Genomic DNA, 20,332 nt, shown 5'->3' with positions numbered 1-20,332 from the left:
GAATAATATTATATTGTGGGGGATAATTATGGAACTTGAACTACATTCACTAAATGCCATGAGGAATATGGAAGTAATTGATATATTAACAGGAACAAAAATAGGATTTATAAAGGATTTTAAAATAAATTGCGATGATAATAAAATAGTTTCGTTAATATTACCTGGAGAAATAAAGTCATGGTTTGCTAAGGAAGATGAAAAGGAAATCTTATGGAAGGATATAGTTAAAATAGGTACTGATGTTATTTTGGTAAAAGCAAAAGAAAAAGTAACTGAAAACAATATATAGCTATATTCCTAAAAAATATGTATAATTAGTATAAGATTTTGATACACGAAAGCAAAGAGGTGAATGAAAGTATGAAATGTCCATTTTGCGGATTTGAAGAAAGCAAGGTTGTTGATTCCAGGTCAACAGATGATAACACAACAATTAGAAGAAGAAGAGAATGCTTAAAATGTACTAAACGCTATACTACATATGAAAAAATAGAGGATTTTCCTATTTTAGTAATTAAAAAAGATTTAACTAGAGAAAATTTTAATAAAGAAAAGATTATAACAGGCTTGATCATTGCATGCCAAAAAAGGCCTATATCTAGAAAGCAAATTGAAGAAATAGCTAATGATATAGAAAAAACAATATCTAATAGTATGCTTACAGAGATACCGTCCAAGGATATTGGGGAAATGGTTATGGCAAGGTTAAAGGAATTAGATGAAATATCATATGTAAGATTCGCATCGGTATATAGACAGTTTAAGGATATTAATACTTTTTTAGAGGAAATAAAAAATCTTGTGACATAATTACGTAATTTAAGGATGTTGAAAAATTCAATATCCTTTTTATGATTATCAAAATTAGTTATATTTATGATTTTTAAAGAAGAAGATATAAACATTTAGGATATATATTCTACTAAAACTTAGTTTGTTTATAAGCGAGTTTTTTTGCATTAGATTTCTTATATGGTGAAAATGTTATATGTAAGTTAAACCTTGGTTAAGAAAGCTGATAACTAATAAAGAGAATGTTAAGATTAAGTTATGTGAAAAAAACAGAATTAAATGTATTTGTAGATAATTGAGTAAAAATAATATATATTATGATTATGGAAGTTTTATAAATTATGAATTTTATGGAGGATTAAGGTGAATAAATTAAATTATAGGTCATTGAATAAAAGAGATGACTTTCTTATAATTGAGAATCAGAAGTTTAAAGTTGTATTTACAAATGCAGAAAAAGGAAGAAGTTTTAATAGGGGTACTGAAGAGGGTGTAAAGGAGATTGATTCTTTAAAGGAAGAATTTAATGCTGTTGATATAGTATACCTTAAACAGATTCATAGCGATAAAGTACTGAAATATACATGCGATGATACAAATGTTAAGGACCAAGAGGGAGATGCACTGATAACAAATGAAAAAAATACTATTATAGGAGTTTTTACAGCTGACTGTGTGCCAATTATATTAATTGATGAAAAGAATGAAGTAATTGCAGCAATTCATAGTGGCTGGAGAGGAACTTATGAATCTATTACATTAAAAACAATAGAAAGAATGAAAAATGAATTTAATATAAATGCAGCTGATATAAAGGCTTATATAGGGCCTCATATTAGAAAATGTTGTTATGAAATTTCAGAAGAATTAAAATTAAAATTTCTAGAAAAGAAAAATAAAATATGCAAGGAAGAACTTTTTAATGGAAGTAATCTTAATTTAGAGGCCTGTATTATAGATGATCTAAAATCAGCTGGAGTTCAGGATGAAAATATTAATAGTATAAACTTGTGTACGTATTGTAGCAATGATATTAAATTACATTCATATAGGAAGTCAAATGGCTCTTATGGTAGAATGTTTTCATTTATTATTTTACATTAGGGGGAAAAGCAGTATGGCTAAAGAGAAAATATTAATAGTTGATGATGAGGAACATATAGTTGAATTACTAAAATTCAATTTACTTAATGCTGGGTATGACATTTTTACCGCAAATAATGGTATAGATGCAGTAAAAATAGCAAAGGCAGAAAAACCAAACTTATTATTACTTGATTTAATGTTACCTGGAATAGATGGGTTTGATGTATGTAAAGAAATAAAGAGAGATAACGAAATGAAAAAGACGTCAATAATAATGTTGACGGCAAAAGGAGAAGAATTAGATAAAATCCTTGGTCTAGAACTCGGTGCTGATGATTATATAACAAAACCATTTTCAATTAGAGAATTATTAGCACGTGTAAAGGCTGTTTTAAGGAGATCAAATTCATTTGGCGAGATAGAAGAAGATGGCTACAGTTCACAAAATCTTAAGGTTGATTTTGAAAGGCATGAAGTATATGTTAATGAAAAGAAGATAGATTTAACATTAAAAGAATTTGAATTATTACAAATATTGATAAAAAATAAAGGTAAAATTCTTAAAAGGGAAACTTTATTGGACAAGATTTGGGGTTATGAATATATAGGTGAAACAAGAACTGTAGATGTTCACATAAGATATCTTAGAAAGAAGATAGAAGAAGATGATAAAAACCCTAGATTTATTGAAACTATAAGAGGAGTGGGTTATAGATTTAACCCGGCAGAATAACAATGAAAAAGAAAATAATCACTTCAGTTATGATAACAGTATTATTTGCAATATTAATTGTAGCTTCTTCTTTTTTGTTATTAATAAATATGGAGCAAATTAAAAATACTAAGGAAGAACTTAAGAATTTAAACTATTTAATTGCAGAAATTAATGAGGTTACAGATATTAGCCAAAATGACTATGCGCCGCTGCGAGCATTAGATGATACTAAGATAAACGATGTAGATGTAAGATTTACGCTTATAGATAACAATGGTGTAGTGATATATGATAATGAGCAATTAAGTACTGAAAATCATAAAGATAGAGAAGAAGTAAAGCAGGCATTGGAAACAGGAGAGGGATCCTCAAAAAGATACAGTGCTACAATAAAAGCTAATTTAATTTATTATGCAACAAGATTAAAAAATAATTATGTAATTAGAAGCTCTGTTAGTGTAACTACATTAACTTTATTACAAAGAGAAAATATTAAATATTGCTTAGGAATATTAGCACTAGTTATTCCATTCTCAATATTTTTATCATTAAGACTAGTGAAAAAAATAGTGGATCCAGTAAAAGAATTGGAAAGCGTTACATTGAAGATGACCCATGGAGATTATGAAATAAGAGCTAATATTAATACTGATGATGAATTGGGTACTTTAGGAAATAGTTTTAATAATATGGCTGAACAATTGCAAATGAAAATTCGGGAAGTTATAGATAAACAAAATAAGATAGTATCTATTTTGAAAAGTATGGAAAGCGGAGTTATAGCTATAGATAACCATGATTTGGTAATTTCGATAAATCCTTGTGCAGAATCCTTACTTGGAATAAAAAAAAATATTATAGGTCAATGTTTACTTGATTATATTGATGATTATGATATAAATAAATTCTTGCAGGATAATGAAATAAGTGATAAAGAAATTAAAATACTCCACCCAATAGAAAGAGATTTTAAAATAAAGAAATCAGAAATGCATGACGGCGTAGAGGTAATAGGTAAAGTTATAACTTTTCAAGATATGACAGATATTAATAGAGTGGAACTAATGAGAAGTCAATTTGTGGCTAATGTATCTCATGAATTGAAGACTCCATTAACTTCTATAAAAGGATTTGCTGAAACTTTAAAATTTGTTAAAGATGATGAGACAAGAGAAAAGTTTCTGGATATCATTGATAAGGAGGCTGAACGCTTATCAAGACTTATAAATGATATTTTAGTGCTATCTAATATTGAAAGTAATTTAGTTACTGATATGCATGAATTTGAACCAGGATTAGTAATTGAAGAAGTTATTAATATTATGAGAAAAATTGCAATTAATAAAAACATTAAATTAAAATTTGTTAATAATAATAGTGAGCTAATTTTAGGTGATAAAGATAAATTTTATCAATTAGTTTTAAATCTTGTAGAGAATGCAATAAAATACTCAAAAGACGCATCTGGTGAGGTTGAAGTATTAAGTTATAGCGATGGAGAATATTATTGTCTTAGAGTAAAAGATAATGGCATTGGGATACCTAAGGAAGATATTTCAAGAATATTTGAGAGATTTTATAGGGTTGATAAGTCTAGGAAAAAGGGCGGAACTGGCCTTGGATTGGCGATTGTAAAGCATATTGTCAAAATGTTTAATGGAGAAATTAGTGTTAATAGTGTTCTTGGAGAAGGAACTACTTTTGAAGTTAAAATTCCGGCTATATAAAACTTCTTATAACTAGAATGAATAAATAAAGAACCACCCTCGGTGGTTCTTTATTTATTCATTCTAGTTAGGTACTAATTACAAAAAGGAAAGTGCATAATTTTCAATCAATAGAGGAAATATATTACATAAGGTCATATAAGAGGTAAAGAATGATTGTTATTTTGGCGAAATGTTAAATTTTCTTAACATACATCTAATATAACTTAACATCTCTCTAATAATGGATTAACTAAAAGGGTATACTATAGAACATGTAAATAGAAAAGTGTTTAAAATAGTATAATGTCGAATTTATTATGTGGAGGGAAACAATAATGAAAAAAAGAACATTAAAATTAGTAGTAGGTGCTTTATTAGTAACAGTTTTAGGAAGTGCCATGGTAGGCTGTGGAAATTCAGCAAAAAATGATGGTAAATCAGATTCAGGAGCAAAAACTGAATCAACTGGAAAAGTAAGTGGATCTATAACAATGAGTGGATCATCAGCATTGTTACCATTAATGGAACAAGCAATTGAAACATATAATAAGGCAAACCCAGATGCACAAATAAGTGCTCAAGCAGGTGGTTCTGGTACCGGTTTAACACAAGTATTAGATGGAACTGTAAATATTGGTAATTCAGATATATTTGCAGAAGAAAAACTAGACAAGGATAAGGCAGGCCAATTAGTTGACCATAAAGTTGTAGCTGAAGGATTTGGAGTAGCTGTAAGTAAAAGTTTAGGAATAGACAATTTAACTTCTGCTCAACTTAAAGATATCTTCTCAGGAAAAGTTACAAATTGGAAAGAAGTTGGAGGTCCAGATAAGCCAATTTTCTTAATTCACAGAACAGCAGGTTCAGGAACAAGAGCAACATTTGAAAAGGTAGTTCTTGGTGGAGATAAATCTTTAGAAAATGAATCATTAGGAGTAACACAAGATTCAAATGGTGCAGTTTTAAGTGCTATGAAAGAAAATGATGGAGCAATTAGTTATTTAGGTCTTGCATATATGTCAACACAAGAAGCAAAAGATGCTATAAAAATTGTTAAACTTGATGGCGTAGCTGCTGAAAAAGCAAATATTGCAGATGGATCATATAAGTTCTGGTCATGGGGTCATATGTACACTAAAGGTGAAGCTACAGGTTTAGCTAAAGACTTCATTGATTATGTTACAAATAAAGTTGATGAATCTGTTTTAGATAATTTAGGATTTGTTGCAGGCGGTAAGATGAAAGTAAAATAATTCAGTATAAGGGATAAGGGATGAGAGAAGATGGAAAAAAGAAGTTTTAAAGAAAGGCTTAAAAATGAATATTTGGGCCAAGGCTTTGCAGGACTATGTGGAATATTAATAATAGTAATAACAATATCAATCATAGTATTCATAGCTTCAAAAGGATTGAGGATATTTACAAATGACGGATATAGTTTCACAGAGTTTTTATTTACAAACAATTGGAAGCCGAACAAAGGCGGAGAGCCTTCCTTTGGATCTCTAGCTTTCATCTTAGGCTCAACCGCAGTATCAATAGGTGCAGTAATTTTAAGTGCACCTATTGCCATTGCGTTGGCAATTTTTGTGAATGTTATATCTACTAAGTTTGGTAAAAAAATTATAAAACCTTCTTTGGAAATTTTGGTTGGAATACCATCTGTTGTATATGGATGGGGAGGTATTTCGGTGTTAGTGCCATTTATTAAATCAAGTTCCGGGGGAATGGGTTTTTCTTTAATTGCAGGGGTTTTGGTTCTTTCATTAATGATATTGCCCACTATTGCAACTTTATCAATTGATGCTATAACAACAATACCTCCTGATCATATCGAAGCATCTTATGGGCTTGGAGCAACTAGATGGCAAACAATATATAGAGTTATAGTTCCAGGTGCAAAGACAGGAATACTTACAGGTGTAGTTCTTGGGATAGCAAGAGCTTTTGGTGAGGCATTGGCAGTTCAAATGGTAATAGGTAACACTGTAAAGATGCCAGATGGTATTTTTTCTTCAATGGCAACATTAACAAGTATTATAACAATGGATATGGCAAATACTGTTGGTGGAACTGCATGGAATGATGCTTTATGGACATTAGCATTCATCTTACTTGTAATTTCATTTATATTTATAGTTCTAGTAAGAGTGATTGAGAAAAGGAGTGAAATATAGTGGATGCAAAAAAAGTTGATAAGATTGCAACAATTGTATTTTATATAATTAGTATGTTTATAGTAGTTTTACTGGGCGCATTTATTATATATATTTTATACAGAGGCGGAAGCATGCTAAAGGCATCGTTTTTATTTGGAAATCCTAAATTAACAGGAGCAGGTGGAGGAATTGGACCGCAATTATTCAATTCACTTTATATTTTAGTTGTTTCATTGATTATTACAATTCCAATTGGAATTGGAGCAGGAATTTACTTAGCTGAATATGCTAAGGAGGGGCCTATACTTAAATTTATAAGAATGTCTCTTGAAACTATGTCGTCACTACCATCTATTGTAATAGGTATGTTTGGTCTATTAGTTTTTGTTAATATGGCAGGATGGGGATATTCAATACTTGCAGGGGCTTTATCTGTAAGTATATTAAATATACCAGCTATGACTAGAATTTCTGAAAATGCTATAGTGGCAGCTAGTCTTAGAGTTAAAGAAGCATCACTTGGACTTGGAGCAACAAAATGGCAGACCTTAGTGAAACTGTCAGTACCAACAGCTATGGGAGAGATATTAACGGGTATAATATTAGCAGCAGGAAGAATTTTTGGAGAAGCTGCAGCATTTTTATATACTGCAGGATTAAGTTCAAAGGCTTTAAACTTTGATACAGTAAGTTTCACTGGAAATAGTTCAGCATTTTCACTATTTAAGCCAGCAGAAACACTAGCAGTACATATATGGAAGTTAAATTCAGAAGGAACAGTAGTTGATGCTGCTCAAATAGCAAATGGAACAGCCGCAGTTCTTATAATTGCAGTTCTAATATTCAATGTTGGTGCAAGATTATTAGGAAATTGGTTAATGAAAGCATATAATGGGAAGTAGGAGAGAGTTATGAATATTATTGAGACCAAAGATTTATGTTTATATTATGGAGATAATCAAGCTCTAAAAAGTATTAATATGTCTATAAATAAAAATGAGGTTACAGCATTAATTGGACCTTCAGGTTGTGGTAAGTCCACTTTTTTAAGAACTTTAAATAGAATGAATGATTTAATTGAAATTGTAAGGATAACAGGACAGGTATTATTTGAAGAAAAAGACATATATAAAGATTATGATGACATATATTTAAGAAAGAGGATGGGCATGGTGTTCCAAAGGCCAAATCCATTCCCTATGTCCATTTATGATAATATTGCATATGGACCTAGAATTCATGGGACAAAGAACAAAAAGGTTTTAGATGAAATCGTTGAAAAGAGCTTAAAAGGAGCTGCCCTTTGGGAGGAAACTAAAGATAGATTAAAATCAAGCGCTCTTGGAATGTCAGGAGGACAACAACAAAGGTTGTGTATTGCTAGAACATTAGCAGTTTCACCAGAAGTAATTTTAATGGATGAACCAACATCAGCATTAGATCCAATTTCAACTGGAAAAATGGAAGAACTTATGGATGAATTAAAAAAGAATTACACAGTTATAATTGTAACTCATAATATGCAACAAGCAGGAAGAATTGCTGATAAAACTGCCTTCTTTCTAAATGGTGAGGTTATAGAATTCGGAAAAACAGAGGATATCTTTTATAATCCTAGAGATAAAAGAACAGAAGATTATATAACAGGTAGATTTGGTTAGAAAGGGGTTTTGATTATAATGACAAGAGGATCTCAACAAGCGAGAGTAAAAACTATACACAAGGAATTGCTGAACATGGCTAGTTTGGTAGAAAAACAAATATACGAAAGTTTGGTTAGTTTAAAAAACTACGATGTAGATAAAGCAGACCAAGTAATCAAAGATGACGATAAAGTTGACGAAATGCAAAAAACTATAGAAGAAGAATGCATTAAGTTTATTGCAACAGAGCAGCCAGTTGCAACAGATTTAAGAAGAGTATTTACTGCTTCAAAAATAGTAACAGATTTAGAAAGAATGGCTGACCATGCAGTCGATATTTGTAAAATAACAAAAAGAATAGGTGGAAATATAGCTTCTTTTAATGGTTGTTCAGATGAATTATGGGAAATGGATAAGAAAGTTAGAGCAATGATTAAAAATGCTATAGATTCATATATAGATGAAGATGATGAAGCGGCCTATAAAATTTGTGAAAAAGATGATGAAATAGATGCATTTTACAAGTCTCTATTCACAAATTTAATTAATGCAATTAAATTAGATGAAAATTTAATTCAAAAAGGAACACAATTACTATTTGTAATCAAATATTTAGAAAGAATAGGAGACCATGTAACAAATATATGTGAATGGACTATTTTCTCTAAAACTGGAGTATATGTCGATTTAAATGAATAGTATTGCAAACATTTATGTAATATATAAAAGTGTCCTTATGTATTAAGGGCACTTTTATTTTTTAAATAGAATAATAATAGATTCAGGGATTTAGATTGGTAATCAAGCCTTCCTTGACTTAAATGTTTAGATTAATATAAAGTAAAAAATTATTGTAATAGATAATAATGTTAAAACAAATGCAAATTTGTGACGTACTAATAAGAAATCTGAATCTAGTAAAAACTAAAGTGTCTTCTAATAATTTTATAATTGGGAAATATGGGGATGTGTAAACTATAGATTTCACTAGAAAGGTGTATGGTACAATGACAAGAGGATCACAGGATTTTAGGGTAAAAAGCATAAACAGACAATTGGTCATTATGGCCAATTTGGTAGAGAAACAAATATATGAGAGTATGTTTAGTTTGAAAAAACATGATATACAACTGGCTGATAATATTATTAAATATGATGATAAAGTTGATGAATTGCAAAAGAAAATTGAGGATCAGTGTATTAAATTTATTGCAGCTGAGCAGCCTAAAGCAACAGATTTAAGAAAAGTTATAACTGCATCAAAAATAGCGGCAGATTTAGAACGAATGGCAGATCATGCAGTAGATATTTGTAAAATAACAAAAACAATAGGTGGAAACATAAATTCATTCCAGAATAGTTTGGAATCATTATGGGATATGGAGAAGAAAGTAAGAATGATGATAGGCTCAGCTATTGATGCTTATGTTAATAGTGACGACAAAATGGCTTATAAAATTTGTGAAAAAGATGATGAAATAGATTCATTATATAGATTATTATTTACAAGACTTGTTGATGAGATAAAGGGTGGCGAAAATTTAACTGAAAAGGGTATTCGTCTTTTATTTGTTATAAAGTATTTAGAGAGAATTGGAGACCATGTAACAAATATTTGCGAATGTACAATTTATTCTAAAAGTGGGGTTTACGAAGACTTAAATGAATAAATAAGATAAGAGCTTAGACTTAGCATATAGCCAACCGAAAGAAGGATCAACTACTTTTGCTCGGTTGCTAGAGAATTAGACTGTGAATTTCTAACATTAGAAGTTGTACCCATTTCTGCTTGCTCCTGAGGCATGCTCAGGACAAGCAAAAATGGAACAACTTCTAATGAAGAAATTCAACAGTCTAATTCTCAATGCAACGCTACGCAAAATAGTTGATCTTTCTTTCTGTTATGGGATATATTACAAAGTTTAAGTGCATCTTATGTATATTTTATCTATGTATCAATAAGTACAAAGTAGTGTTTAATTGATTAAAGAATCAATCGGATTTTTTGAAAAGTTAGTTTGAAAATGATGATAATGTTAAGCTTATTACAGAGTTGTAATGGCTTTTTTTGTCGTGCATTTAAATATATATATTCTGTTATATGATTTTTTAGGTAAATATAGGAATAATAATAAAATTTTGTAGTATAATAAGGATAGAATGTCTTGAATATGGGTAAGTAATATAAAGATTTAGGGCAGAAGTATATTAGTTGAAATCAAATATATTGACGTTTTGAGGGATTGTGAATATTTAAACATATAGCCTTTCTAGGTATGGCGTGAAAAACGCATATTGGAGAGAATTGTTATGTCAATAATGTGAAGCTGGAAAATACAGACTTATATATATGAGAGTCGGAATATACAAAGCAATGGATTATAAGATTAGATGGAGAATTTTAAATATGATGGCTCATATCATAAAACGGATTCAATAAATATAAAAATTAAAATAAGGAGATTAAAATATTGGCTTAAGTTGGATCGGTATTAGATATTCAAAGAAAAGTGTTATTAATATATGGGGGAGATTGTTATGTCTGTAAGCATTTGTTTGCATCGAGATCATAAAAATGTGGAAGAATGGCTAGGTATGTCAAATGGAGGAATGGCTGTTTTTTTAACAGTTATAGTATTGAGTGGTTCCAGGCTTGCAATTAAGAAAAAGGAAAAAGAAATAATTCAGTGGTTTGTTGAGCGGGATGATACAGTAAGAGGTAGGGGCTGCAATGGCTTTGATATATGTGATATACCGTGGGAAAAAGAAACTTTTGAAAAAGAAAGACAGTTTCTTTTAAAAGTCCTGGATGGAGCAAAAGCGAAACTTGGATGGGAGGTGTTAAGCTATCAACCCAATGAAGATTTTGTATTTAGATATTTAGAAAAATTTGAAACTCTCCTGCTTAATTTTACCTCTGAGTATATAGATGAAAATACCTATTCATTATGGTTAGAGGATAATAAAATTCTTGAATCTTTAGTACCAAAAGATTATAGTGATTGTGATGAAAAATCTAAAGAACTAGCATTAAAAGCACGTCATCATTTTGAAGAACTAACTATAAAGTTTAAAAAGTACATAGATGATGATGAATATGATGATTGGGCAAAAAAACAGAAATTTCCGATACTTGAAGTACCAGATGGATTTCATACTTGTAAGGAACATGGAGCAATTATATCTTGGAATGGATGTATCGTATGTAATGATATGTAAGAAATAAATTGAGGTTACTCATAAAATAATGGAAAGGAGAATTAATTTGATGGGAGTGGAATGGCTATACAAGATATACTAATAATAAATAATCTTCTGGCTCGTGGGCAATCAGTTATTGAGGGTAACGAACTCAGAAAGTGGCCTGCCAGGAATTCAGGGTATGTGTATAACTGTTATCCAGATATATGGGGAAACGAGTATTCAACAGTTAAATGTGATTCTAACGATTATGTTATGTATGTAATAGGTGGTGAAAGATATGTTATTTTTCACTTGACTTACTTTGAAAATATAGATGTTAGCTATCCTCACTTTATTCTTTTCGAAAATTTGCAAAAAGCATTAAGTTACATTGAGAAGAGGTATTTAGAAGAATATATGTAGTTTACTCATAATAAATCATAAAATAAAGTTTGGGTGATAAGAAATAATGAAGAAAAAGATAAACTTATATGTTGATGATTTGCGTGCCTGTCCTGAGGGGTTTACGATCTCAAGAACTGTTGAACAGGCAAAATACTATTTTGAAAATTATAATATTGGAATACTTTCCCTTGATCACGACTTAGGCGTTGATGAGCTAGGAAATCTTTTGCCTACAGGATATGATTTAGTTAAATACATATGTGCTCAAGGATTAAGAGCCGATAAAATATACCTACATACTGATAATTCTGTAGGAAGAGAAAATATGTATCATACTTTATTGGGTGCTCAAAGAAGAGGATTCATTGATGATAATATAGAAATTTATAACTATTCAATAACTCAAAATAAATATTCAGACAGGTAATTGAGATGTAATATATGCAAACAAAAATATATTAGAGTAAAATATCGCATTTTTCAGTGCGGTATTTTTTGTTTCACTATTCTACTAAAGCATAAAGATTTAAGGAATGATTTTTTATTTACAAGCATCCTTAGGAATGCTATTTTAATGCAATAAAAAAGGGGGATTATCTATTCCCCACTATAATTATATCATATCAAAAAAATAATTTACAGACTGTTCTTCAGCCTATTTTGCCAGTATACTTAAGAAGAATTTTATCTGATGTCTAGCCACTGTAATAGTCCAATTCTCTTTTTGCTGGGAGATAACAGTGGCTAGACCCTAGATTAGTTCAACTAAGATTCAGATGGAGATCAAACTCTATCTGAATCTTAGTTGAACTTGATGACCCATTTATCCATAACAAGGAGGCATATGTATATGAACATTAACAACTTTGAATGGAAGGCAGAAAATGAATGGCTTAAGTTTGTGCTTAAGGAGGTTCAAAGGCAACTGGAGGAAAAGCTTGATTATAAGGACAGATTTAAAAAGGATGCCCTTGAAACTCAAAAGGAAATGTGGGAGGAGCTTGGCTCTGTATCTGTAATCAATGGTCTTGAACAGATTGTAAGTTTTATGGGCTTCATCGATAGGATGAAATATCAAAAGAGAAACCATGAAATTACAAGAAGGCTTCAGGAAAAATATGAGAGAATGCTTCAGTCACCCTACTTTGGAAGAATTGATTTTCTTGAAAAGGGAGAGGAAAAGGCAGAGAAGTATTATATTGGCATATCAAATCTTATAAATAAGGATTATGATTTTCTAATATATGACTGGAGAGCTCCAGCATCAAGTATGTTTTATGACTATGAAATCGGAAAAGCAGGCTTCAAATGTGCTGAAGGAACTATTGAAGGAGAACTGACCTTAAAGAAACAGTACAAAATCAGCAATGGTAAAATGGAGTATATGTTTGATAGCAACCTTAAGATAGATGATGAAATACTTCAGGAAATCCTAAGCAAAAGCACTGACACCAAGATGAAAGCTATTGTGACAACTATTCAAAGAGAACAAAATAGAGTTATCCGTAATGAAGAATACAAGAACCTGATTGTTCAGGGGCCTGCAGGTAGCGGAAAAACCTCTATTGCGCTTCACAGAATAGCATATCTTTTATATAAGCATAGGGAAAAAATAACGCCTCAAAATATAGTAATATTTTCACCAAACCAGATTTTTAATGATTATATATCAAACGTGCTTCCACAGCTTGGAGAGGACAATATGCTTCAGACTACCTTTAAGGAATATATGCACAAGGCCTTAGGGGATAGATATATTAAGGAAGATTATGCTGACATGATGGAATTTATCCTTACCGAAAAGCAATTATTGGACTATGAAATAAGAATTAAAAATATAAAATACAAATCTTCGCTTGAATTTATAGAAGTACTAAAGAGACATGCAGAGAGTATTGAAAAGGCAGACAGAAACTTTAAGGATATAGTTTTTAGAGATAAATTAATAGTGTCCTCAAAAGAACTTGAAGAGCTGTATTACAAGGATTATATAAAGCTTCCTCTTAAAAGAAGGCTTGATAAGATAAGAGAAAGAATTCTATTTTTACTAAAGCCTTATGAAAAAGAACGCATAAATGAAATTTATGAGGATCTATGGGATACAGGCTATTTTGTAGATGAGAGAGAAGCCAAAGAAAAAGCAATAACTTCAACTCGTGAAGAAACTAAAGATATATATAAGGAAATCAGCAGAATTACAGAATTTGATTTGATTGATATTTATAAGAAGCTCTTTGAAAAATTGGAGTCTGAAATCAAAAACTATACTCTGAAAGGCCTTGAGTTTAAATTGCTAAACTACGAAGACCAGGTGCCACTGCTTTATTTAAAGGGAGTCTTTGGAGATCTTCCTAAAACTACAGATATTAAATATGTAATAATTGACGAGGCTCAGGACTATACACCTCTACAATATGAAATCTTCTATCAACTCTTTAACCACGCTAATATAACAATGCTGGGGGATTTAAATCAATCTATAAATCCATTTATGAATGTTGGGGATTATAAAAACATCGCTCATATATTCCCTCAGGATAATACCTGTATAATTAATCTTACAAAGAGCTACAGATCAACAATGGAAATTACTGAGTTTTCTAGAAGGCTTCTGGGCCATGAAGTTAATGCCGAATATGTAGAAAGAAGTGGAGATAAGCCGACTGTTCTAGGATTTTCTGATGAAAATTCTATTAATGAAAGAATTATAAAAGATATAGAAATATGCAAGGAAAAAGGTTATAAATCCATTGGAATAATAACAAGAACCATAAAGGAAGCAGACAGGGTATACAGCTTTTTAAAGGATAGAACAGAAGTTAAGTCTCTAACTAAAGGTGATGATGAGTATATAAACGGAACTTTAGTTATTCCAGCCTGCCTCGCAAAAGGGTTGGAGTTTGATGTGGTATTTATATATAATGCAGGAGATGAAAATTACAGTTCTGAAGAGGAGAGACTATTGTTTTACACTGCCTGCACGAGAGCCCTTCATAAGTTGAATGTATATTATGCTGGAAGGCTGACACCGCTGATGGAGAAAATAGTTTAGAATTAATAATAAATAAGATATATCAACGGTAGCAGTATTTTAGTTAGATAGGTGTTTGTATTTATAAACGTGGAGCTAGTCATAATCATGATTTAACAATGTTTGATGGACTATCTTTAAGAGTATTTAAATATGAGGAAATTTGGCTGAATAAATTTTTAGCACACCATTTATCAAATAAGCAGAATGATAGGGTATATTTGCTTAGGAAATTGATATCACTAAGATTTTACTTAAAGAAAATTAGTAGCTTTCCAGTTAAAACTGCGGGGCTACTATTTTTTGATATTTTTTAAAAACTATATTGTGTAATTTCAGTTTAAGGTGATTTTACCAAAGTCTGTATTGACAAATATATCATATACTACTATACTTTATACTAGTATAATGAATGGTGGTGATAAAATTGTCTTCAATAAACCTAATAATACTTGGCTATTTGCAGAACAAAGAAAAAAGTGCCTATGAAATGGTTAAGGAATTTGATAAATGGAATCTTACTAAGTGGTTAAAAATCAGTAACCCGTCAATTTATAAAAATATAATTAAATTATGCGATAATGGATATTTAAATTCAAGAACTATTAAAGAAGGTGAAATGCCAGAAAAAACATTATATTCAATGAACGAAAAAGGAAATTTATACTTCAATGAACTAATGGAAGAGAGTTCAAATCATATAGGAAATATTTATTTAGATTTTAATGCGTTTTTAGTTAATATAGAGAATTTACCTGAAGAAAAAAGAAAAGAATACCTTAAAAACTTCAAAAACAAGGCAGAAGAACGTAGAGCGTTTGTGGAGTCAGTTTATAATCACGGAAAACAACATAATGAAAAATCTGGTTCTGAATTTCTTATATTAGATCTATATAATGAATTTTATAACATTTTACAAAAATGGTCCGAAAAAGTTTTTGATTATTATAATTAATAATGTGAAGTCTCTAATAAATCCTTATATTGAGAGACATATTTTTTTATCTTACTACTATATATTATAGTAGTTTATTGTATACCAATTTATATTAATTAGGAAGGAAGAGGTTAATTTGAAAAAAATATTATTTGCTCCTGGAATAGCCTCTATTGAAGCTCTAGGAAGTATAACAAGATTAATTGCCATTGCAGATGAAATAAAAAAAAGACAGAAAGATTACAGCATAATATTTAGAGCTGCAGGAAGAGAAGCAGATTATGCCGCATCCTGTGGATATGAAGTTGTGCAAGGATATAAACCTAAGTTTAATGTGCAAAAGTTAATGCAACAAGGTAGCAATAAGGATATTAAAGGTAATACATCACAACCTAAGTTATCTGTTGACAGTTTATGTGATGTAATAAAACTTAAAGGTCTTATTTCCAAAGAATATGTGCAAAATACCTTTAAAGAAGAAATGGAATTAGTACAAAGTTTTAAGCCAGATCTGATATTTGGGGAATTTGATACAGTCATGCCTATAGTTGCAAAGAAAATGGACATACCATATTTTTGTACAGGCGGTACTCCCAGCAAGAAAGACTTTTCTTACTTTGAATTTACTAATAAAACTACAAACGGATATGCAGAAGAGTATAATGAACTCTTAAAAACTTTAAATTTGACAACTATAGAAAACATATGCGAACTTAATCAAGACTATAACTCTAGCAAAGTTTTTGTTCCAAGCATACCTGAATTGGAGGATTTAAAGGATAGTTCAAAATATATATTCTTGGGCTCAGTAACACCCAAGAATTTTATAAAATCAGATTTTGACTTTGAGAAGAAGCGTCCTCTAATATACGTATATTTAAGTGCTGGGCAAATAACACCAGATGCATATCAAAAGGTGATTTTAGACACATTTTTAGGTTCAGAATTTGATGTTATAGTCACAGCAGGAGGAAACCCTCAGTTTAAAAGCAATGTGAACTCCAATACTAGAAATGTACACTTTATGAACGTGGTTCCATCAGATAAGGTTATAAAAATGACAGATATAGCTATTCATCATGGAGGTCAAAATACTACTGTACAATGCATTGAAAATGAAGTGCCTTCAATTATTTTTCCAGGAAAACATTTTGAACGTTATTTTAATGCTGAAAAGGCTTCCGAAATAGGTTGTGCATTAAATCCAGGCATAAATAATTTTAGTAAGGAATTTCTTTTAAAAACATGTAGAAAAATTATAAAAGACAATGAATTAAAACAAAATCTCAAGGTATATTCAGACAAAATGAAAAGTTATGGCGGTGCGGCTAAAGCTGCTGATTTTATATTAAATTATTAAATTTATTTAAATTTTTAGTTAAGTAATTCTTCGGCTATATTTCGAGAAGTCATAAAAATATCAATATAGCCGCTTTTTAAAACTGCCTTTGTTGCTTCAAGTTTTTCCATGCCAGTGGAAACCGCAATAGTAGTACTTTTAGCAAGTTCATTAAGCGATATGCCAATAGAACGTAAATTCAATTCAGTATCTAAAAATTTACCGTCTTTTGAAATATAAGAAGTGCAGACTGATGCAACAGCGTTTTGAGCAATTAATTTAGTAATGTCATTTTCTGAAAATGCACCACAAAGATAAGAGGTAGAAGATAAATTTATTTCACCGATACCAATAAGTGCAATATTGCATGCCTTGCCTTTTGCAAGTATTTGTAAAATAGAAGGTTCTTTTTTTTATAAGATTACATGTCTCTTGATTTTGTAGAATAATAGGAGCATTAATGAGGTTGTAGTCTCCTCAAGTTTTATGTGCAAAATCCGAAATAGATGAAATAGTACGTCCGCTCATTACTCCTATAATAGAATTATCAGTGAAATATTTATCAAGCTGTTCAGCACAACATTCACCTAATTTACTAATTGCTTCATCTGTAGTTTTGTATGAAAAATTAAGTACGAAAGCTTCTTTTAATGAATATTTTTCTACAAGTTTCTCTTCTAGTTCGAATTCTTGTGAGTAAGGATTATTTATTGTAAATTCAACAATATGATTCTCTAATAAGAAAAAAGATATTGTAGCTCAATATAATGATGAGGAGAAAGCCACAATATTAAGATTTTTAGATGACATGAATTCAGTGACAAAAGATATGTTTTTAGAAATCACGGAAAAATATATTAAAAGTGATGATTAAGTCTAATAAAATATGAGGAGGATTTTATGAGTAATATTATTGTAGTTAGCTATATCTGGGGGATATTTTGGATTTATTGGATATTAGCAGCGATACAAACTAGATCAAATGTAAAAAAAGAATCAAGTGGTCAAAAGAGTATACCAAGAATAGTGCATTTAATGTTTGTAATAATTTCTTATGCTATTACCTTTTTTCAGCTTAAAAATATATTCTTATGGAATAGGATATTGCCTAGTTATGAATATGCTGACTATATAGGTATCGCAATTTTAGTATTCTCTCTTTTATTTGCAATATGGGCTAGAATAATATTAGGTAGAAATTGGAGTGGAGCGATTCAAAAAGTAGAGGGGCAGAGATTGGTTCGTAGTGGACCATATAAATATATAAGGAATCCTATTTATACAGGAATAGTATGTGGCTTTTTTGGAACTTTTATTACACTTGGAAGTTTAGCTTCTATTATGGGATTTTGCATCATTTTAATTATTTATATTATAAAAATAAATAGAGAACAAAGATTTTTAATACTAGAATTTGGTGAAGAATATGAGAAATACATAAAAGAATCATGGGCATTAATTCCTTATATATTCTAAATTTATAATATTTATTACAGTGTGCTTAATTAAGTGAAATTCTTATGGTTAGTAAAGGTGTCGCTAGAGGACTAATAATAAAGTTTAGAGGTGAAATAGGTGCAATATTTTATCTTTTTAATAAAACTAAAGCGATTGATGGTTCAAGTCCTGAGAATATCACAATACTTTTTTAATTGCAGCACTGATAATGGCTTGTGGATTAATTATAGGAGTAATAGCACTTTCATCAAAAAAAGAACAAGTGAACGGCTAGATTAGAATTTATCTATTAGTAAAAATCTTTTTCATGTTTGTATTAAGTTATAGGATTATAAGGTTGTAAATGAATTATCATGTTCATTCACAACCTTTTTTATTTATTTTTAAGGAGAATATTATGATAATTTATATATTTGAAATTTAAGATTGCAAAAGGAAGATAAATTTTTCAAGAAATACTAGGATGGTGATTATTAATGGTTAATAAACTTTTTATTAGTGCAAAGAGGAATTGTTATAAATTTGTTTAATAAATATATATTGAGAGTAATTACATATTAAGGGAGGAAGTTATGGAATATAATGAAGAGAGAGAAAAGTTGAGTTTTTGGAAGAAAATAGTAAGCAGCATTCAAGGGATAAAGCACTATGAGAATGTCTTAAAATATCCTGTTGGAAAGTCTATATTATATTTGCTATTAATATCGTTACTTCTTGGAACTATTGGAGCTATAAGAGTATCTATTGAAGTGAATAATGGCATTTCAAGATTTATAAGCATATATAATGCCAAATGTCCAAACTTTGAAATTAAAAATGGAGAGTTAAGTGTTGATGGCAACATGCCAATAGTTTTATCAAACGATGATTATAATTATATTGTTATAGATACAACTAATAAAACTAGTCCTAGTATCTTAGATTCTCATAGTGAAGGTGTTCTAATACTGAAAGATAAAATAATTCAAAAAAAGAACAAAGTGCAAACTCAAGTAATTGATATAAAATCATTACAAGGACTTTACATTGATAAAAAAATAGTTAACACTTATTTGTATTTTGTAAAAGCTATTATTCCATTCATTTTTATTGGAAATATCTTTGGTTATTTTTTAGGAGGACTCTTAAGTTCTCTATTTCTAGCTTTATTTGCTCTAATAATAAATGGAATTTTCGAAACCAAGTTGAAATATGGACAGCTGTATAGTTTAAGTATTTATGCATTAACTACTCCACTTATAATAAGTACATTATTTGAAATTTTAAATTTAAAGCATTTTAGTTTCTATTGGTTAGTGTATCATATTATAGCTTATGTTTATATTGGCTTTGCACTAAATAAATTAAAAAACTCCTCAAATAATATTGTGGCAAATTATTAATATACTTTGAGTAACAATATCGAGTTCTGTTAGTCTATTCTCGAAGGAACAAATCATATTTTTGCAGGACGTTGAAATTGACTTCTAATCTACTAAAATGTGCCCCTGACATTAATACCTGTCAGGGGTACATTTTATATTAAGAATAAGTAATTTATTTGAAAAAATTGTAGTATTTTAATGAAAAATAATTTTGTTAAAAAGTTTAAATTTTATTATGTTAACCATATATACTATTTAGAAAACAAATTTAAAAAGGAATAAATTAGTTTATCATACAACAAAATATAAAATAAAGGGGAATGATGAGAATGAGAGAAAGAAAGTATGCACATTTAAAAAGAGCAGCTATGCTGCATATGAGAACATTTGTGGATCAATTTGTCAGTATATAAATATGAGAGGAAATGATAAAAATGAGAAAAAGAAAGTATGTTAAATTTAGAGTAGATATGTATGAGGATACAAAATTTAAAATAATAGATTTAAA

General features: G+C 29.8%; 22 protein-coding genes. 20 read left to right on the top strand and 2 right to left on the bottom strand.

Translation table 11 applies throughout. The features are described from left to right. Positions 1 to 28 precede the first annotated feature (28 nt). From COL3_RS01080 to COL3_RS01000, 17 genes are all read left to right on the top strand, one after another. Entirely contained in the window at positions 29 to 292 is a 264-nt protein-coding gene (locus COL3_RS01080; RefSeq protein WP_008424934.1) for a YlmC/YmxH family sporulation protein, read from the top strand. Positions 293 to 363: 71 nt separating this feature from the next. Continuing rightward, positions 364 to 813, top strand: a complete 450-nt coding sequence (gene nrdR / locus COL3_RS01075; RefSeq protein WP_008424931.1) for a transcriptional regulator NrdR — start codon at positions 364 to 366, stop codon at positions 811 to 813. Positions 814 to 1,158: 345 nt separating this feature from the next. After that, positions 1,159 to 1,899, top strand: coding sequence for a peptidoglycan editing factor PgeF (gene pgeF / locus COL3_RS01070; RefSeq protein ID WP_008424929.1), 741 nt, complete (start codon positions 1,159 to 1,161; stop codon positions 1,897 to 1,899). A 13-nt stretch (positions 1,900 to 1,912) separates the two neighbouring features. Further along, positions 1,913 to 2,614 carry a response regulator transcription factor gene (locus tag COL3_RS01065; protein WP_008424928.1) on the top strand — a complete coding sequence of 234 codons (702 nt, stop codon included), beginning with the start codon at positions 1,913 to 1,915 and terminating at the stop codon, positions 2,612 to 2,614. Between the two features lie 2 nt (positions 2,615 to 2,616). Continuing rightward, positions 2,617 to 4,323: an ATP-binding protein gene (locus COL3_RS01060; RefSeq protein WP_008424926.1), complete on the top strand. Its 1,707-nt coding sequence runs from the start codon at positions 2,617 to 2,619 to the stop codon at positions 4,321 to 4,323. 317 nt (positions 4,324 to 4,640) lie between these two features. Beyond that, positions 4,641 to 5,558, top strand: coding sequence for a phosphate ABC transporter substrate-binding protein (locus COL3_RS01055; RefSeq protein ID WP_008424924.1), 918 nt, complete (start codon positions 4,641 to 4,643; stop codon positions 5,556 to 5,558). Between the two features lie 30 nt (positions 5,559 to 5,588). Beyond that, positions 5,589 to 6,482, top strand: coding sequence for a phosphate ABC transporter permease subunit PstC (gene pstC, locus COL3_RS01050; protein WP_008424922.1), 894 nt, complete (start codon positions 5,589 to 5,591; stop codon positions 6,480 to 6,482). After that, positions 6,482 to 7,366, top strand: a complete 885-nt coding sequence (gene pstA, locus COL3_RS01045; RefSeq protein ID WP_008424920.1) for a phosphate ABC transporter permease PstA — start codon at positions 6,482 to 6,484, stop codon at positions 7,364 to 7,366. Before pstC ends, pstA begins: the two co-directional genes overlap by 1 nt. A gap of 9 nt (positions 7,367 to 7,375) precedes the next feature. Further along, positions 7,376 to 8,125 carry a phosphate ABC transporter ATP-binding protein PstB gene (gene pstB / locus COL3_RS01040; protein WP_008424918.1) on the top strand — a complete coding sequence of 250 codons (750 nt, stop codon included), beginning with the start codon at positions 7,376 to 7,378 and terminating at the stop codon, positions 8,123 to 8,125. 18 nt (positions 8,126 to 8,143) lie between these two features. Further along, on the top strand, positions 8,144 to 8,806 hold the full coding sequence (phoU, locus tag COL3_RS01035) for a phosphate signaling complex protein PhoU (protein WP_008424916.1): 663 nt from the start codon (positions 8,144 to 8,146) through the stop codon (positions 8,804 to 8,806). A gap of 308 nt (positions 8,807 to 9,114) precedes the next feature. Continuing rightward, positions 9,115 to 9,777: a phosphate signaling complex protein PhoU gene (gene phoU, locus COL3_RS01030; RefSeq protein ID WP_008424915.1), complete on the top strand. Its 663-nt coding sequence runs from the start codon at positions 9,115 to 9,117 to the stop codon at positions 9,775 to 9,777. An 868-nt stretch (positions 9,778 to 10,645) separates the two neighbouring features. After that, entirely contained in the window at positions 10,646 to 11,326 is a 681-nt protein-coding gene (locus COL3_RS01025; protein ID WP_008424912.1) for a hypothetical protein, read from the top strand. A 60-nt stretch (positions 11,327 to 11,386) separates the two neighbouring features. Continuing rightward, entirely contained in the window at positions 11,387 to 11,713 is a 327-nt protein-coding gene (locus COL3_RS01020; protein ID WP_008424910.1) for a hypothetical protein, read from the top strand. Between the two features lie 46 nt (positions 11,714 to 11,759). After that, positions 11,760 to 12,122 carry a cyclic-phosphate processing receiver domain-containing protein gene (locus COL3_RS01015; protein ID WP_008424908.1) on the top strand — a complete coding sequence of 121 codons (363 nt, stop codon included), beginning with the start codon at positions 11,760 to 11,762 and terminating at the stop codon, positions 12,120 to 12,122. Between the two features lie 423 nt (positions 12,123 to 12,545). Then, a complete protein-coding gene (helD, locus tag COL3_RS01010; protein ID WP_008424906.1) occupies positions 12,546 to 14,747 on the top strand; it encodes an RNA polymerase recycling motor HelD in 2,202 nt (733 codons plus the stop codon). 406 nt (positions 14,748 to 15,153) lie between these two features. Beyond that, a complete protein-coding gene (locus COL3_RS01005) occupies positions 15,154 to 15,681 on the top strand; it encodes a PadR family transcriptional regulator (protein ID WP_008424904.1) in 528 nt (175 codons plus the stop codon). Positions 15,682 to 15,799: 118 nt separating this feature from the next. Further along, positions 15,800 to 17,023 (top strand): nucleotide disphospho-sugar-binding domain-containing protein, encoded by a 1,224-nt coding sequence (locus COL3_RS01000; RefSeq protein ID WP_008424902.1) that lies wholly within the window; start codon positions 15,800 to 15,802, stop codon positions 17,021 to 17,023. 14 nt (positions 17,024 to 17,037) lie between these two features. Here the strand turns inward: COL3_RS01000 and COL3_RS29180 are convergent, their stop codons facing one another. After that, on the bottom strand, positions 17,038 to 17,355 hold the full coding sequence (locus tag COL3_RS29180) for a sugar-binding domain-containing protein (RefSeq protein WP_291544884.1): 318 nt from the start codon (positions 17,353 to 17,355) through the stop codon (positions 17,038 to 17,040). A 124-nt stretch (positions 17,356 to 17,479) separates the two neighbouring features. Further along, complete coding sequence (locus COL3_RS29175; RefSeq protein WP_242982084.1) at positions 17,480 to 17,713, bottom strand: sugar-binding domain-containing protein; 234 nt, start codon at positions 17,711 to 17,713, stop codon at positions 17,480 to 17,482. Between the two features lie 189 nt (positions 17,714 to 17,902). Between COL3_RS29175 and COL3_RS00985 the strand changes: the two genes are divergently transcribed. The 3 genes from COL3_RS00985 (at position 17,903) to COL3_RS00980 (ending at position 19,842) form a co-directional block, all read left to right on the top strand. Next, positions 17,903 to 18,478, top strand: coding sequence for an isoprenylcysteine carboxylmethyltransferase family protein (locus COL3_RS00985; RefSeq protein ID WP_008424900.1), 576 nt, complete (start codon positions 17,903 to 17,905; stop codon positions 18,476 to 18,478). 44 nt (positions 18,479 to 18,522) lie between these two features. Further along, a complete protein-coding gene (locus tag COL3_RS29490; RefSeq protein WP_278286607.1) occupies positions 18,523 to 18,654 on the top strand; it encodes a hypothetical protein in 132 nt (43 codons plus the stop codon). 378 nt (positions 18,655 to 19,032) lie between these two features. Further along, on the top strand, positions 19,033 to 19,842 hold the full coding sequence (locus COL3_RS00980; protein ID WP_008424897.1) for a DUF1189 domain-containing protein: 810 nt from the start codon (positions 19,033 to 19,035) through the stop codon (positions 19,840 to 19,842). The last annotated feature ends 490 nt before the right edge of the window (positions 19,843 to 20,332 follow it).

The organism is Clostridium sp. LS (assembly GCF_002760435.1).
In the GTDB taxonomy this organism is placed as follows: domain Bacteria; phylum Bacillota; class Clostridia; order Clostridiales; family Clostridiaceae; genus Clostridium.
The sequence above is the reverse complement of the archived record's forward strand: the minus strand, read 5'-3'. Positions and strand labels throughout refer to the sequence as shown.

What these genes read in the sequence shown, in the direction of transcription:
- COL3_RS01080 (WP_008424934.1), top strand. Translation starts at nt 29, where the DNA reads ATGGAACTTGAACTACATTCACTAAATGCCATGAGGAATATGGAAGTA.
- nrdR (WP_008424931.1), top strand. Translation starts at nt 364, where the DNA reads ATGAAATGTCCATTTTGCGGATTTGAAGAAAGCAAGGTTGTTGATTCC.
- COL3_RS01065 (WP_008424928.1), top strand. Translation starts at nt 1,913, where the DNA reads ATGGCTAAAGAGAAAATATTAATAGTTGATGATGAGGAACATATAGTT.
- COL3_RS01060 (WP_008424926.1), top strand. Translation starts at nt 2,617, where the DNA reads ATGAAAAAGAAAATAATCACTTCAGTTATGATAACAGTATTATTTGCA.
- COL3_RS01055 (WP_008424924.1), top strand. Translation starts at nt 4,641, where the DNA reads ATGAAAAAAAGAACATTAAAATTAGTAGTAGGTGCTTTATTAGTAACA.
- pstC (WP_008424922.1), top strand. Translation starts at nt 5,589, where the DNA reads ATGGAAAAAAGAAGTTTTAAAGAAAGGCTTAAAAATGAATATTTGGGC.
- pstB (WP_008424918.1), top strand. Translation starts at nt 7,376, where the DNA reads ATGAATATTATTGAGACCAAAGATTTATGTTTATATTATGGAGATAAT.
- phoU (WP_008424916.1), top strand. Translation starts at nt 8,144, where the DNA reads ATGACAAGAGGATCTCAACAAGCGAGAGTAAAAACTATACACAAGGAA.
- phoU (WP_008424915.1), top strand. Translation starts at nt 9,115, where the DNA reads ATGACAAGAGGATCACAGGATTTTAGGGTAAAAAGCATAAACAGACAA.
- COL3_RS01025 (WP_008424912.1), top strand. Translation starts at nt 10,646, where the DNA reads ATGTCTGTAAGCATTTGTTTGCATCGAGATCATAAAAATGTGGAAGAA.
- COL3_RS01020 (WP_008424910.1), top strand. Translation starts at nt 11,387, where the DNA reads ATGGCTATACAAGATATACTAATAATAAATAATCTTCTGGCTCGTGGG.
- COL3_RS01015 (WP_008424908.1), top strand. Translation starts at nt 11,760, where the DNA reads ATGAAGAAAAAGATAAACTTATATGTTGATGATTTGCGTGCCTGTCCT.
- helD (WP_008424906.1), top strand. Translation starts at nt 12,546, where the DNA reads ATGAACATTAACAACTTTGAATGGAAGGCAGAAAATGAATGGCTTAAG.
- COL3_RS00985 (WP_008424900.1), top strand. Translation starts at nt 17,903, where the DNA reads ATGAGTAATATTATTGTAGTTAGCTATATCTGGGGGATATTTTGGATT.
- COL3_RS29490 (WP_278286607.1), top strand. Translation starts at nt 18,523, where the DNA reads ATGGTTAGTAAAGGTGTCGCTAGAGGACTAATAATAAAGTTTAGAGGT.
- COL3_RS00980 (WP_008424897.1), top strand. Translation starts at nt 19,033, where the DNA reads ATGGAATATAATGAAGAGAGAGAAAAGTTGAGTTTTTGGAAGAAAATA.